Genomic DNA, 14,254 nt, shown 5'->3' on the forward strand with positions numbered 1-14,254 from the left:
AAATCGTTATAAAATCTTATAGTCATCACAGATACAAACTGTTTTACCTTCTTTGACTAATCTGATACACTAGATATCAAGAAAGTTGAGGTGACTGATTGAGATGGTTGATCGAATCTGGCGAAGTCATGCAATTGACAAATTGGCCACTGACCGTCACTAACGTACAGTTAGTGACGTCTCAATTAGCACTACAACTCGGATTTTGAAAAGTATAACTAGTTAAATTTTAGGTGAAAGAGGGATTATATGAACAACTTTCAACAAGAACCACAAAACCCCCGCACAATTAATACGCAAGTGGGGTTACGGAGCTTTTTAGCTAAGATGTATGGATACATGTCATTGGCAGTGTTGGTTTCGGCGGTTGTCGCGTTCTTATCGATGACGGTTTGGAAACCAGTTATTTTCGGCGCCTTTGCCTCACATCCGCTCATGTTTTTGATGATTTTCATCATTAGTATGTTTGCGATGATTGGTGGGATTCAAGTTAATGCCACCCGTAATCCAGCAATGAGTTTTACCTTGTTAATGCTCTTTGCCGTGGTTTTTGGTGCTGAAATGTCGATCACGTTGTCCTTGTATACGACGGCTTCGATTGTTGGAGCGTTCTTTGCGGCCACAGCGGTCTTTGGCACAATGGCGGTGATTGGGACGACAACTAAGCGCGACATGTCACGTTTAGGCACGCATTTATTTGCGGCCTTAATCGGGCTGTTAGTAGCAACGGTCGTAAACATGTTCCTAAAAAGTGTCATGATTAGCTACGTCTTCTCATATATTGGCGTGTTGATCTTCGCTGGGTTATCCATGTGGGATGCCAACCGGATGCGTGATATGTATTTGAAGTACGGTGACCAAGTGTCTTCAACTGGGTTAGCCGTTACGGGAGCCTTACAACTTTACTTGGACTTCGTTAACTTGTTCTTATACTTTGTCCAAATCTTCGGTGGTTCTAGCCGCGATTAATTAAATGATTGCATAAAACGAGTGCTGACTTGGTCAGTAACTCGTTTTTTCTTACCATGATTGCCCGTAAACCGCCATTTTTTGGTACAATTAAGACTATAAATAGTCCGACTAAAAGGAGCGTAATCTAATGGCAAAAAAATTATTATTGATTGATGGCAACAGCGTCGCGTTTCGGGCGTTCTTCGCGCTGCATAATCAGCTCGATCGTTTTGTGAACGCTGACGGGTTGCACACGAATGCCATTTATGGCTTCAATACCATGCTGGATCATATGATCAAAGCCGTTAATCCGACTGATATGCTTGTGGCATTTGATGCCGGTAAAACGACTTTTCGGACGGCGATGTTTGATAATTACAAGGGTGGTCGTGCCAAGACCCCGGGCGAATTCTCAGAACAAATGCCGTATATTAAACAATTACTCGATGCTTATGGCATCCAACATTACGAATTAAAAGATTATGAAGCCGATGATATTATCGGGACGTTAGCCGGTCAAGCCGATGCAGCTGGCTATACCACCACGGTTGTGACTGGTGATCGGGATTTGACACAATTGACCACGGATCACACGACCATTGCGGTGACGGTCAAAGGGGTCTCTGAAGTTGAACGCTATACGCCCGCGCATGTGCAAGAAAAGCTAGGCATTACGCCATTACAGATTATTGATATGAAGGGCCTGACCGGCGATACCTCGGATAATTATCCAGGTGTCACTAAGGTCGGTGAAAAGACGGCGCTCAAACTTTTGAAGCAATATGGGTCAATTGAAGGGGTCTACGAAAACATCGATGACATGAAGAAGTCAAAGATGAAGGAACATTTGATTGAAGATCATGATTTAGCCACGCGAGCAAAAGTTTTGGCGACAATTAAACGTGATGCGCCAATTACGGTTGGTATTGCTGACTTAACTTACGACGGTCCGGATGTCGAAAAGTTAGCGGAATTCTATCAAACGATGGACTTTCAATCATTTTTAAAGAAATTAAACGTTGGTCCCGCTGAACCGGCCAAGCCAATTGATTACACTGTATTGACTAAGGATAATCTTGGTGAATTAGCGCAATTTACGGATCATGTTGAGTTTTACTTAGAAATGCCCACCCCTAATTATCACACCTCAGCCTTTGCTGGGTTTGCGATTGGTCATGCGGATCATTGGTATGTCAGTCGCGACGTGGAATTATTGTTGCAGCCGGCAGTTAAAGACTTATTAGCCAGCGAAACGGTCCAAAAAAACGTGTTCGATATGAAGCGGACGATTGTCGGCTTGCACCGTTTAGGGTTAACGCTTAAGTCAGTCGATTTCGACTTATTGTTAGTGTCATACTTGCTCGATACTAATGACAACAGTAATGACCTTGGTAGTTTGGCTGAACAACATGGCTATACGGACTTGCCAACGGATGAAACGGTTTATGGCAAAGGGGTTAAACGCGCGATTCCTGATGATGATACCGTGTTCTTTAGCCATTTGGCGCGCAAGTTAGCGGCAATTGCGGCTTTGAAGACGGAATTATTAAAGAAACTCGATGAAAATGAACAAACGCCGTTATATCACGATATTGAAAAGCCGATTGCCTTAGTTTTAGCGCAGATGGAAATGGCTGGTATCACGGTTGACAGTAGTCGGTTGCAAGCGATGGGGAGTCAATTCAAAGAGCGCCTTAGTGAAATCGAACAGACGATTTATCAAGAAGCAGGTCATGAATTTAACATTAACTCGCCTAAGCAGCTCGGGGTTATTTTGTTTGAAGAAATGAAATTACCAGTGATTAAAAAGACGAAGACGGGTTATTCAACGGCCGTTGATGTGCTAGAAAAGCTAGCTCCAGAAGCGCCAATCGTCGCTAATATCTTACAGTATCGGCAAATCTCAAAGATTCAGTCGACATACGTGGAAGGCTTATTAGACGCGGTGCATTCGACAGATCAAAAGGTGCACACCCGTTATTTGCAGACCTTGACGCAAACGGGACGCTTATCATCAGTGGATCCGAACTTGCAAAACATTCCAGTGCGTTTGGAAGAAGGCCGTAAGATTCGTCAAGCCTTTGTGCCTAGTCATCCAGACTGGCAGATCTTCTCATCCGATTATTCACAGATTGAATTGCGTGTTTTGGCCCATATTACGCATGATGAAAATATGCAAGCCGCCTTTAAAGAAGGCGACGATATTCATGCGGCAACCGCGATGCGGATCTTTAATTTGAAGTCGCCGGCAGACGTCACACCAAATATTCGGCGGCAAGCAAAGGCCGTTAACTTTGGGATTGTCTATGGTATTAGTGATTATGGGTTGTCCCAAAATATCGGGATTACGCGCAAGCAAGCTAAGCAGTTTATCGACGCATACTTCACGGAATATCCGGGTGTTAAAGCTTACATGGATAATATTGTCAAAACGGCGCACGAACAAGGCTACGTTGAAACGATTGCCCATCGGCGGCGCTACTTGCCAGATATTAACGCGCGGGGCTTTAATCAACGGTCATTTGCCGAACGGACGGCGATGAATACGCCTATCCAAGGGAGTGCCGCGGATATTATCAAAATCGCGATGATCAAGATGCAAGCTAAGCTTAAAGAAGCCGGTTTGCAAGCAACGATGCTTTTACAAGTCCATGATGAATTGATTTTTGAAGCCCCAGCTAGTGAAATCCCAACTTTGGAAAAATTAGTGCCAAGTGTGATGGATTCAGCGGTCAAGTTGGATGTGCCATTGAAAGTTGAAAGTCATTTTGGCAATACTTGGTACGATGCAAAATAGGAAGTGAGTCCATGCCAGAATTACCTGAAGTTGAAACGGTTCGTCGCGGCTTAAATCGCTTAGTTAAAGGCGCGACGATTGCCAGTATCGATGTTTACTGGCCTAAAATTATTAATAATGATCTTGACAGTTTTAAAAGCCGGTTAGCCGGCCAAACGATTGAAAAAATCGATCGGCGGGGTAAGTATTTGTTATTCCGATTTACCGGTGGCTTGACGATGGTGTCACATTTACGGATGGAAGGTAAATACAACGTCGTCCCAGCCAATACCAGTCGTACCAAGCACACGCATGTTGTCTTTCACCTAACGGATGACCGAGATCTCTGGTACAACGATACCCGTAAGTTCGGTCGGATGACCTTAGTACCAACGGGTGAAGAATCAACAGTCGGCGGGTTGAATAAGATTGGTCCCGAACCAGTCGCTGACCAACTGACGGTCGCTTATATGACGGCAATTTTTGCGAAGTCTAAGAAGATGATCAAACCGTTGTTGTTAGATCAAAGTAAGATTGCCGGTATTGGTAATATTTACGCTGATGAAGTGTTGTGGATGAGTAAGATTCATCCGATGCGACCCGCTAATCTCCTAACAGCTGATGAGATTGCAACGTTGCATCAAAATATCATCGATGAAATGGCTATGGCGATCAAAGGTCATGGGACCACGGTGCATTCATTCTCAACCGCCTTTGGTGAAGCCGGACAATTTCAAAATCAGTTACACGTTTACGGTCGTGAAGGTGAGCCTTGTGAACGTTGTGGGACCCTGATTGAAAAGATTAAAGTTGCACAACGGGGGACACATTTTTGCCCGCACGAGCAACGTTTGTAGGTGACAATCATGACTAAAATTATTGGATTAACCGGCGGGATTGCAACGGGTAAGTCGACGGTTTCGAAGATGTTAGCCGAAGCGGGTTTACCGATTGTCGATGCGGATAAAATTGCGTGGCAAGTAGAGGGTCCGGGGACCCCAACCTTGGCGAAGATTGCAGCTCATTTTGGCCCGGATGCAATCTTACCTGATGGTGGATTAAATCGCCGTTGGTTAGGTCATCGTGTGTTTAACGATGCGGAGGATCTAGCTGCGTTAAACGCCATCACGAGTGGTCCAATTCAACACGCCATGCTGACCGCAATTGTGGCCGCCGGGCAATCAAAACCAGCCGCCATTATTCTCGATGTGCCCTTATTATTTGAAAGTGGTTGGCAGCATGTCTGTGACCAAGTGATTGTGGTCAGTGCGCCAACTAATGTGGTCTTGCCACGGTTAATGGCACGTAACCACTTAACGGCGGCGGCTGCGCAAGCTAGAATCGACAGTCAAATGCCGTTAGCTGAGAAGTGCCAACGTGCCGATATCGTGATCGATAACGGACAAAACGTTGATAAAACAAGAACCGCCGTGTTAAAATGGCTGAAAACTATTAAATGAAACCATTAGTCTGACAGTTTTTAGTTATAGTTATGTGTAAGTGTTTGTTCCGCCAAGTAAGCACGGCATCCGGTGGGAACCGGTCATAGCCGGAGAGCGGTCTATGACCTCGCCTTGAAGCCGAAAATCACGTCTTCAAGGTCGTTCCATGCCCTAAGCCAGCCGAAACCGCTAGCTAAGGGCATCAACACGGGATACCATGCTTACATGGCTACACTCAGATGGGGTTGTATTAAGAATGATAGGTTGATGTAAGAACAATAACTATCTTATAGATTACTGTTTTATTGATTAGTGTCATTAGGTTTATGTTAAGCAATATTTTTCAACTGAATTCTTATTATCAACCACCCGACAAATTAACGTCGGACGGGCCAGAATTGGCTCAGTGGTGTCGTTTATCTTAGTCGGTGATTTTCCGACTTAGATAAAGCCCGGCTTTCGAGACCGCACTATGGCTCGAAAACGTGGCCACCACGTTCCAGCCGATTCTGGCCCAACCAGAGTGGCAAATTAGTGAACTAAAAAAGATAAAAAGATAAAAAACATCAAACGAGGTGAGAAGTCCATGCAATGTCCACACTGTCATCATAATGGCTCGCGGGTCGTCGATAGTCGACCGACTGACGATGGTCGGGTAATCCGACGGCGGCGCGAATGCGAGAACTGCGGTTTTCGCTTCACGACTTTTGAACGAGTCGAAGCGACCCCATTATTAGTCATTAAAAAGAATGGTGCGCGCGAAGAATTTAATCGCGAAAAGATTTTGCGCGGGATTATTCGTTCCGCCGAAAAACGCCCAGTTAGTATGGAAACCATGACCGGTATCGTTGATGACGTGGAAAATAAAGTCCGCTCATTAGGTGAAAACGAAATTTCCAGTCAAGTCATTGGCGAATATGTCATGGAAAAATTAGCCGATATCGATGAAATTTCGTATATTCGGTTTGCCAGTGTTTACCGGCAATTTAAAGATATGCATGTCTTCTTGAATGAACTTCAAGACATGATGGAACGCGATAAAGTTAAATTAGCTAAGACACCAACTAAGCCTCACAAGGCGTCTAAGCCAAAGTCAGAATAACCAGAGAAAATGGTGAGTAAACATGCCGAAAGAAGAACCGGCACTGACCCCGAAGACTGGTTTGTTGGTCCCGAATGCACCGGTATTATCTGCAACCCAACAAACTGTTTTAGCTGAACTGTATCTGCCATTAACGGGGGCACTGGCGTATGGCCTGTATGCTGCGTTATTGAGCTTGCAGTCGACGACAACCCAAGTCAGTGGTCGGCATAGTCATGCAGAAGTGTTAGGCATTTTAAATGCTGATCTACCGACCGTGTTAGCGGCCCGCACGAAGCTTGAAGGTACGGGGTTATTACGGACGTATTATCAGCCGGATGAGCTTGGCGATTATTATATTTACCAACTGCAACCGCCAATGACGGCGCAGCAGTTTTTTGCGGACGATCTATTAAGTGTGCTTTTGTTGGATACAGTCGGTGAGACCCGCTATCAACAAACGGCTGCGAATTTCAAACCGGTAACGGTGGATCTGTCACAGGCACAAGAAGTGACGGCTGGTTTACTGGATGTCTTCCATTTGGATGGACAAAAAGTGACCACACCGCCTGCTACGGTTCAAGAAGTCCGTCAGACACTACCAGCTAGTAGTGTCGCCACCACTGGTCCAGATTTGACCAAGACAGATTTTGATTGGCAAGTTTTGGGGCAGATTTTGCAACAAAACTATGTTGATCTCAATCAAGTCTCGGCGTCGCGCGAACTGATTGTGACGGAAAGCCGGGTCTATGGCATCAGTGAAGTTGAGATGGGGAAGCTCATTAGTGAAGTGGCCAGCTTAACTACCGGTAAGTTTGATGAGAATCAGTTGAAATTACTGATTGCGCGCCGTTACCAGCGAACGACCACCCCAGTTGCCACACCCGCCGCCGCTTCAGCCGCCGCGGCACCAACGAGTACGGCTGCGGTGGCGACAAGTCAGTTTTCAGCGTCTGAACAACAATTGTTGTCGGTCGTGAAAACGACGGCTCCAAGTGATTTTCTTACCGCTTTGAAGCAAGAAAAACACGGCATTGTGACTGCGGGTGAGCAACGATTACTTTATGATTTGGTCCAACGTCGGATATTCAGTAATGGCGTTATCAATATGTTGACCTATTGTATTCTCCAATTACAAAAGCGCGAAGTCAGCACTTTAAATAAGAACTTGATGGAAACAATCGCTGATAATTGGGCCCAGCACGAGATTACGACCCCTGAAGCGGCGTTAACCTATTTAAAGCAACGGGAGCAAGCCCAGAACCAGCCGACCCGTAAACGGGCACCACGGCGCCAAAATGGCCGGCCAGTGCGTAAAGAAGTTGTTCCAAAATGGATGCAAGCGTCGTCGGCTGCTAGTAAACCTAAACCAGCAAGCAGTCAGACTTCAATCTCAGCGGCCGACCGTCAGAAGTTAGCGGATCGGGTGGCCAAATTAAAATCAGATAAGGAGGGTTAATCATGGAAAATATTTCTGAAACGCTTAAGATTCTCATGAACAAACGGCACTTGAATCAACAGTATCAGCAGTTGATGACAACGGTCTATCAAGATCCGGATGTGCGTGAATTCTTGAAGACGCATGAACAGGAACTTTCGCAGGATGCCCTCGAACGTAGTGCAACGAAACTCTATGAATTTTGCGAAGAAAAACGTAAGGTGGCTCGCCATGAGCCCACCCAAGCACCGGGGTATCAGCCAGAACTCGTGATGAGCAATCATTTAATCGATATTGCTTATCAACCAACGGTCCAGCTACAAGAAGCGCAGGCGGAACGAGCGTTAAAACAACGGGTGCGCTCAATCAGTATGCCGAAGAATATTCAAAATGCTGATCTGAAAGCTTATGATCAAGATGGTGATCGTGCCGCGGCGTTGATGTCCGCGTTAGATTTTATTGATGCGTACACTCAAGCGCCGAAACGTTTTCATCGTGGCCTCTATCTATATGGGTCGTTTGGCGTCGGCAAGACTTACTTGCTAGGCGCGATGGCCAATGAACTAGCCGCGCGCGGCTTTCAAACGACGCTGATTCATTTTCCAAGTTTCGCAGTTGAAATGAAACGTTCGATTAGCAATAATACGTCCGGTGATAAAGTCGACGCGATTAAACGCGCGCCAATCCTAATGATCGATGATATTGGGGCAGATGCGTCCTCAACCTGGATTCGTGATGATGTCTTAGGCGTTATCTTAGAATTTCGGATGCAAGAAGAACTCCCGACGTGTTTCTCGTCAAACTTTTCCATGCAGGAATTACAAGACGGTTACCTAACCATCTCGCAAAAGGGCGACGAAGAACCGATCAAAGCTCAACGGATCATGCAGCGGGTGCGGTATTTGTCGACTGAGATCGAAATGATTGGTCAAAATCGTCGGTTAAATCCGACTGATTAGTGTTGACATTTAAATCAAAAGTGGTTTAATGAAAACAGATGCAAAAGACATGCTCAATTAATCATGGATCGCAGAGATCAGACCATTAGCTGGAAGGTTTGGACCGGATTAGTCGAGATACCACTTTTGTGAACATGCTCAAACGAGCCGGAACGCTTCCGTTATTAGCGCTAATGAGTCAGTGACTTTAAGTTACTGAAAAATCGGGTGGAACCACGTCAATCACGTCCCTATTACTAGCTATGGCTAGTAGTAGGGACTTTTTTGTCGTCCCAGCGCGGCGTTTTGGTGAAGGAGTAATTTTTTAAGGAGTGTGTCAATTTATGGCAAGTATTAACGTTAAATTTCCAGATGGCGCTGAAAAGCAATTCGATGCCGGCGTCACGACGGAAGACATTGCAAAGTCAATCAGTCCTTCACTCGCAAAACGGTCAGTTGCCGGTAAGTTCAACGGTCAAGTCGTTGATTATCGCCAACCTTTAACCACAGATGGATCAATTGAAATCGTGGCGGCTGATAGTGAAGACGGAATGGCTGTTTTACGGCAAACGGCAGCGCAAGTTTTAGCTAACGCTGTTAAGCAACTCTTCCCAAAGGTTCATTTTGGGAGTGGTGAAGGTAACGAAAACGGGTTCTTCTTCGATACTGATAACCCTGACGCCGATGGCAAACAAGTGAGTGAAGACGACTTGGAAGCAATCAGCATTAAGATGCAAGCCATCGTTAAGGAAAACTTGCCAATCGTACGCGAAGTCTTATCAAAAGACGATGCGTTAGCTTTAGTTGGCGACGATCCTTACCAACAAGACTTGGTTAACGACCGCGCTGCTGAAAATGACGGCCAAGTCGTGGTTTACAAGCAAGGCGATTTCGTTGATTTATCTGATGGGGCGCAATTAGCTTCAACTGGTAAAGTCAAGATCTTCAAGCTATTGTCTGTTGCCGGTGCTTACTGGCAAGGCAAGTCCAGCAATCCAATGTTACAACGGATTTACGGGACGGCGTTCTTAAAGCAAAAAGACTTAGATGCAGATTTGAAGAAGCGCCAAGAAGCCCGCGAACGTGATCACCGGGTTATCGGGAATGAATTGGACTTATTCTTCGTTGATCCTAAAGTTGGGAACGGCTTACCATACTGGATGCCTAATGGTGCCACGATTCGTCGCCAAATCGAACGTTACATCATCGATAAAGAAGTTGCGAATGGTTACCAACATGTTTATACCCCAGTTTTAGCTAACTTGGATGTTTACAAGCAATCTGGTCACTGGGATCACTACCGTGAAGACATGTTCCCACCAATGGACATGGGTGACGGCGAACAATTGGAATTACGGCCAATGAACTGCCCATCACATATCCAGATTTACAACCATCACATTCGCTCATACCGTGAATTACCATTGCGGATCGCTGAACTTGGGATGATGCACCGTTATGAAAAATCTGGTGCCTTGACTGGGTTATCACGGGTTCGTGAAATGACTTTGAACGATGGTCATACGTTCGTTGCTTTGGATCAGATTGAAGAAGAATTCAAGAAGATCTTGGGCTTGATGGTTCAAGTCTACGAAGACTTCGATATTTCTGACTATCGTTTCCGTTTGAGTTACCGCGACCCTGAAAACAAGGCCAAGTACTTTGACGATGATGCGATGTGGGAACGGAGCCAAAAGATGTTGAAGTCCGCCATGGATGACATGGGCTTGGATTACTTCGAAGCTGAAGGGGAAGCTGCTTTCTACGGTCCTAAGTTGGATGTTCAGACTAAGACGGCCCTTGGTGGTGAAGAAACCTTGTCGACCATTCAATTGGACTTCTTATTACCAGAACGCTTTGATTTGAAGTACGTTGGTTCTGATGGTGAAGAACATCGTCCAGTGATGATTCACCGTGGCCTTGTGTCAACGATGGAACGTTTCGTGGCTTACTTGACTGAAATCTACAAGGGTGCTTTCCCAACTTGGTTGGCACCTAAGCAAGTCACGGTTATCCCAGTTAATAACGGTGCCCATGGTGCTTACGCTGAGACGGTTCGTCGTCGTTTGGCTGAAGCCAACATTCGGGTCAGTGTTGATGATCGGAATGAAAAGATGGGTTACAAGATTCGTGAAGCCCAAACTAAGAAAGTGCCATATATCTTAGTTGTTGGGGATCAAGAAATCTCAACTGGTAATGTTTCTGTCCGTAAGTATGGTGAAGAACGGACTGAATCAGAATCAATCGACATGTTCATTGGGGCTATCAGTGAAGAAATTCGGAACTATAGTCGTGGCGCCAGCAAATAACTGTTGACACTCAATCACAATTCTGATACTATATTGGAGTTGAGAAAAAAAGCAGAAGCACCCGCTTCTCGCCTTGGTAACAAAAGTTATCGGGCAGATGAACGATGAATTTATTCCCATTAACGGGAGTGAGCGGGCGTGTATGCGCCCGCTCTTTTTTGTGGATTTCTCGAAATTTTACGGAGGTGAATTACCATAGCTAAAGATTCGATGGTTAATGACGGCATCCGTGCTCGCGAAGTACGTTTGATTGCCAGTGATGGTGAACAATTAGGTGTCAAGTCACGACAAGAAGCAATGCAGATTGCTGAAGATGCAAGCTTAGATCTTGTTTTAGTTGCACCGAAAGCGAAACCACCCGTAGCCAGAATTATGGATTATGGGAAGTATCGTTTCGAGCAACAAAAGAAACAACGGGAAGCTCGTAAGAAGCAAAAAGTTGTTAGCATTAAAGAAGTGCGCTTGAGCCCAGTTATTGACACCAATGACTTTAACACGAAGCTGAAACATGCTGAAAAGTTCTTGTCAAAAGGTGACAAAGTTCGGGTTTCCATCCGATTCAAAGGTCGGGCTATTACCCATAAGGATATTGGTCGTCAAGTCTTGAATCGAATGATTGAAGCCACGAAAGAATATTCAACGGTTGAAGCCTATCCTAAGATGGATGGTCGTAGTATGTTCTTAGTGTTAGCACCAAAAACTGAGAATTAATTTCTAGGAGGATTATTGATTATGCCAAAACAAAAGACAAACCGCGCTGCAGCTAAGCGTTTCAAAGTAACCGCTAAAGGTAACATTAAGAGCGCCAACGCTTTCACAAGTCATCGTTTCCATGGTAAGACTAAGAAACAACGTCGCCAATTACGTGGTACGGCTGTGATCGAAAAGCCAATGGTCAAAACATATCACAAGTTATTACAAAAATAATTAACACGTTTTAGTTAAATCTAGGAGGAAATAAGATGGCTCGAGTAAAAGGTGGAACTGTAACACGCAAACGTCGTAAACGCATTTTAAAATTAGCTAAAGGTTACCGTGGTGCTAAGCATATCCAATTTAAGGTTGCTAAGGACCAAGTAATGAAGTCATACGAATACGCCTTCCGCGATCGGAAGAAGCGTAAGAGTGACTTCCGTCGTCTTTGGATTGCCCGGATCAACGCGGCAGCCCGGATGAGCGACATTAGCTACAGTCAATTAATGCATGGCTTGAAATTAGCTAACATCGACATGAACCGTAAGATGTTGGCTGACTTAGCTGTTAACGATGCTGACGCATTCAAGGCGTTGGTTGAAGAAGCTAAGAAAGCTCTTGCAGCTTAATTAAAAAATTCCAAGCCGTTTTGGCAAGGTTGATTAGGGATCTCATCTTTTGGATGAGGTCTCTTTTTTACAATCTTTTAAGTTGGTTATACTATACTGACTGAACAAATGTATAGAAGCTTTAGAGTGGTTTTTGGAAATCGTTGTTATCTGGGAAACTGAGTCAAAATTTAAGCCCTGCAGACCACCATCTGCAGGGCTTTTTAGTGTTATATTAAGATTTAACAGCGTCACTTTTACGAACTGGACTGACCCAAGTGCCACTACCGTAACCGAGAATGGTTTTAACGGCTGGAATCAAAGTCGTTACCAATGCTAGCGCGTTAACTTGCCAATAGACGACCATGTACAGTGGCATAAAGAGCAAGTATTTCAGCTTTTTACCTCGGTCATCGACAATTAACGCCGATAGTAGTTGGAGGATGCCGGCGAACATTTCGAAGGTGACAAAGATAAAGGCCATACAGAACATGTGGTAGACCCGTTCGAAGTTTCCAGTGAAAGCGAACGTCCCCAGTGAGTAAATAAAGAGGATCGTTGAGATACAGAAGAACAGTGACCAGATGATACTTAACGTTTGGTCAGCGAGAAAGGCGATTTGTTTGAAGTAACGCTTCGGATGGCTCAATACGCGGTGGAAGTTTGTCAATAAGACTTCCGTGCCACCTTTGGCCCAGCGCTTACGTTGCTTATAAAGCGCAGATAAGGATTCTGGGACGTTCATATAGAAGAGAATGTCTGGTGAAAAGGCGGTTGTCCAACCACTTAATTGATGATCCCAGGCGATACTAATATCTTCAGTTGCGCGGTCTTGACGGAATAAGCCAACATCAATCAAGGCATCGCGGCGATACATCGTGTTGGCACCGCTGTACGCATACATATTCCCTAACGCACTCACTTGACTCCGTTTGATGACCCCAACGATACTCGAGAATTCGACCGTTTGGGACTTGGCAATCAGCTTACTCCGATTTTGAACGTCCATGTTGGCGGTGACCGCGGCCACGTTCATGTGTTCTTCACCTAGGAAGTAGTTCATGTATTTACTTAAGGCATCGGGTTCTGGAATGGAATCGGCGTCATTACTTAAAATAAATTCGCCTTTTGCAAAGCCAACCCCAACGTTAAACGCATGCGCTTTACCTTGATTTTTTTCGATCGTGACAACCCGTAAGTTTGGATATTGGGTTTGGAGTTCCGCCAAAATTTTAGGTGTGTCGTCAGTTGAACCATCGTCAGTAACTAAGACTTCGTAGTTCTCATAAGTTAAATTATTCACCAGATAGTCAATGGTGTGGGCAATCATGACTTCTTCGTTATGTGCCGGAATCATAATCGTGACCATCGGCTGATCAACGGGTGCAATGTCATGGAATTTCTTATGACGATGGCGGTACACCGTTTGGTAACAAATAACGCCGATGAACCAGGCGAAGGCCCCCAAGATTGGGTAGGAAACAAGAATTAGTAAGATAAAGTTCCAAATACTTTCAAATGGGTTTAACGTTGATAAAATTTCCATCTATTAGGCGTCCTCCGTTTTGTATAAGTCGTGAATTTCGTTAACCGTTAAGTTTTGTTCAGGGGTGACCGTGTAATGGCGGATATTCGTCCGCATGGCGGCCATCCCGAAGCGTTCAGCGTACAATGCTTCCATCTTCAATTTACGTTCTGCTAGTCGTTCAGGATCGTACTGGACGTCTTTTTCAACGTGTTGCTTAACGCGATGATTATTATGCAGTGTCGAGATGACGACCACCAGCGCGATGATGATAAAGGCGATGATGAAGAACCGGTCAAAAAAGTAAAATAAGGTCCGGCCTTCTTGATAGCGCCAAGCGTGTAGAAAGTGTGTATTATTGATCAGCAGGGTGGATGAGACTGTCCAGTAAATGGGAATGGCAACACCCAGCCAAAACAAAAATACTAAGCTTAGAGGCATAGAAGTTACCCGACGGGGTGCTCCTATGCCTCTATTACTTTATAGTGGTAGT

The 14,254-nt window shown here is 45.0% G+C and carries 13 protein-coding genes and 1 other annotated feature; of the genes, 11 read left to right on the plus strand and 2 right to left on the minus strand.

The genetic code is table 11. From position 1 onward, the window contains the following. The first annotated feature begins 249 nt into the window (after positions 1 to 249). The 11 genes from FFM77_RS02745 to rplT all read left to right on the plus strand — a co-directional run bounded on the left by FFM77_RS02745 (position 250) and on the right by rplT (position 12,257). A complete protein-coding gene (locus FFM77_RS02745) occupies positions 250 to 969 on the plus strand; it encodes a Bax inhibitor-1/YccA family protein (protein WP_137634210.1) in 720 nt (239 codons plus the stop codon). A gap of 130 nt (positions 970 to 1,099) precedes the next feature. Then, the gene (gene polA / locus FFM77_RS02750; protein WP_137634211.1) at positions 1,100 to 3,748 is read left to right on the plus strand and encodes a DNA polymerase I; all 2,649 of its coding nucleotides are present in this window, start codon (positions 1,100 to 1,102) and stop codon (positions 3,746 to 3,748) included. Between the two features lie 11 nt (positions 3,749 to 3,759). After that, a complete protein-coding gene (gene mutM / locus FFM77_RS02755; RefSeq protein WP_137634212.1) occupies positions 3,760 to 4,584 on the plus strand; it encodes a bifunctional DNA-formamidopyrimidine glycosylase/DNA-(apurinic or apyrimidinic site) lyase in 825 nt (274 codons plus the stop codon). A gap of 9 nt (positions 4,585 to 4,593) precedes the next feature. Then, positions 4,594 to 5,187 carry a dephospho-CoA kinase gene (coaE, locus tag FFM77_RS02760; RefSeq protein ID WP_137634213.1) on the plus strand — a complete coding sequence of 198 codons (594 nt, stop codon included), beginning with the start codon at positions 4,594 to 4,596 and terminating at the stop codon, positions 5,185 to 5,187. Between the two features lie 568 nt (positions 5,188 to 5,755). Beyond that, complete coding sequence (gene nrdR, locus FFM77_RS02765; RefSeq protein ID WP_137634214.1) at positions 5,756 to 6,271, plus strand: transcriptional regulator NrdR; 516 nt, start codon at positions 5,756 to 5,758, stop codon at positions 6,269 to 6,271. A 22-nt stretch (positions 6,272 to 6,293) separates the two neighbouring features. Continuing rightward, positions 6,294 to 7,709, plus strand: a complete 1,416-nt coding sequence (locus tag FFM77_RS02770) for a replication initiation and membrane attachment family protein (RefSeq protein WP_137634215.1) — start codon at positions 6,294 to 6,296, stop codon at positions 7,707 to 7,709. 2 nt (positions 7,710 to 7,711) lie between these two features. Continuing rightward, complete coding sequence (gene dnaI, locus FFM77_RS02775; protein WP_137634216.1) at positions 7,712 to 8,647, plus strand: primosomal protein DnaI; 936 nt, start codon at positions 7,712 to 7,714, stop codon at positions 8,645 to 8,647. A gap of 323 nt (positions 8,648 to 8,970) precedes the next feature. Beyond that, positions 8,971 to 10,935, plus strand: coding sequence for a threonine--tRNA ligase (gene thrS / locus FFM77_RS02780; RefSeq protein ID WP_137634217.1), 1,965 nt, complete (start codon positions 8,971 to 8,973; stop codon positions 10,933 to 10,935). Positions 10,936 to 10,978: 43 nt separating this feature from the next. After that, positions 10,979 to 11,101: a sequence feature (ribosomal protein L20 leader region), on the plus strand. 44 nt (positions 11,102 to 11,145) lie between these two features. Next, positions 11,146 to 11,646, plus strand: coding sequence for a translation initiation factor IF-3 (gene infC / locus FFM77_RS02785; RefSeq protein WP_171001121.1), 501 nt, complete (start codon positions 11,146 to 11,148; stop codon positions 11,644 to 11,646). A gap of 21 nt (positions 11,647 to 11,667) precedes the next feature. Continuing rightward, positions 11,668 to 11,862: a 50S ribosomal protein L35 gene (gene rpmI / locus FFM77_RS02790; protein WP_024623797.1), complete on the plus strand. Its 195-nt coding sequence runs from the start codon at positions 11,668 to 11,670 to the stop codon at positions 11,860 to 11,862. A gap of 35 nt (positions 11,863 to 11,897) precedes the next feature. Next, on the plus strand, positions 11,898 to 12,257 hold the full coding sequence (rplT, locus tag FFM77_RS02795; protein ID WP_137634219.1) for a 50S ribosomal protein L20: 360 nt from the start codon (positions 11,898 to 11,900) through the stop codon (positions 12,255 to 12,257). A gap of 214 nt (positions 12,258 to 12,471) precedes the next feature. On the opposite strand, the gene FFM77_RS02800 is transcribed toward rplT, so the two are convergent. Next, positions 12,472 to 13,782, minus strand: a complete 1,311-nt coding sequence (locus tag FFM77_RS02800) for a glycosyltransferase family 2 protein (protein WP_137634220.1) — start codon at positions 13,780 to 13,782, stop codon at positions 12,472 to 12,474. 3 nt (positions 13,783 to 13,785) lie between these two features. Beyond that, positions 13,786 to 14,202 carry a hypothetical protein gene (locus FFM77_RS02805; RefSeq protein WP_137634221.1) on the minus strand — a complete coding sequence of 139 codons (417 nt, stop codon included), beginning with the start codon at positions 14,200 to 14,202 and terminating at the stop codon, positions 13,786 to 13,788. Positions 14,203 to 14,254: the final 52 nt, after the last annotated feature.

This window comes from Lactiplantibacillus songbeiensis (assembly GCF_005405125.1).
In the GTDB taxonomy this organism is placed as follows: Bacteria; Bacillota; Bacilli; order Lactobacillales; family Lactobacillaceae; genus Lactiplantibacillus; species Lactiplantibacillus songbeiensis.

What these genes read in the sequence shown, in the direction of transcription:
- infC (WP_171001121.1), top strand. Translation starts at nt 11,146, where the DNA reads ATGGTTAATGACGGCATCCGTGCTCGCGAAGTACGTTTGATTGCCAGT.
- thrS (WP_137634217.1), top strand. Translation starts at nt 8,971, where the DNA reads ATGGCAAGTATTAACGTTAAATTTCCAGATGGCGCTGAAAAGCAATTC.
- FFM77_RS02745 (WP_137634210.1), top strand. Translation starts at nt 250, where the DNA reads ATGAACAACTTTCAACAAGAACCACAAAACCCCCGCACAATTAATACG.
- FFM77_RS02805 (WP_137634221.1), bottom strand. Translation starts at nt 14,202, where the DNA reads ATGCCTCTAAGCTTAGTATTTTTGTTTTGGCTGGGTGTTGCCATTCCC.
- mutM (WP_137634212.1), top strand. Translation starts at nt 3,760, where the DNA reads ATGCCAGAATTACCTGAAGTTGAAACGGTTCGTCGCGGCTTAAATCGC.
- nrdR (WP_137634214.1), top strand. Translation starts at nt 5,756, where the DNA reads ATGCAATGTCCACACTGTCATCATAATGGCTCGCGGGTCGTCGATAGT.
- dnaI (WP_137634216.1), top strand. Translation starts at nt 7,712, where the DNA reads ATGGAAAATATTTCTGAAACGCTTAAGATTCTCATGAACAAACGGCAC.
- FFM77_RS02770 (WP_137634215.1), top strand. Translation starts at nt 6,294, where the DNA reads ATGCCGAAAGAAGAACCGGCACTGACCCCGAAGACTGGTTTGTTGGTC.
- polA (WP_137634211.1), top strand. Translation starts at nt 1,100, where the DNA reads ATGGCAAAAAAATTATTATTGATTGATGGCAACAGCGTCGCGTTTCGG.
- FFM77_RS02800 (WP_137634220.1), bottom strand. Translation starts at nt 13,782, where the DNA reads ATGGAAATTTTATCAACGTTAAACCCATTTGAAAGTATTTGGAACTTT.
- coaE (WP_137634213.1), top strand. Translation starts at nt 4,594, where the DNA reads ATGACTAAAATTATTGGATTAACCGGCGGGATTGCAACGGGTAAGTCG.
- rplT (WP_137634219.1), top strand. Translation starts at nt 11,898, where the DNA reads ATGGCTCGAGTAAAAGGTGGAACTGTAACACGCAAACGTCGTAAACGC.
- rpmI (WP_024623797.1), top strand. Translation starts at nt 11,668, where the DNA reads ATGCCAAAACAAAAGACAAACCGCGCTGCAGCTAAGCGTTTCAAAGTA.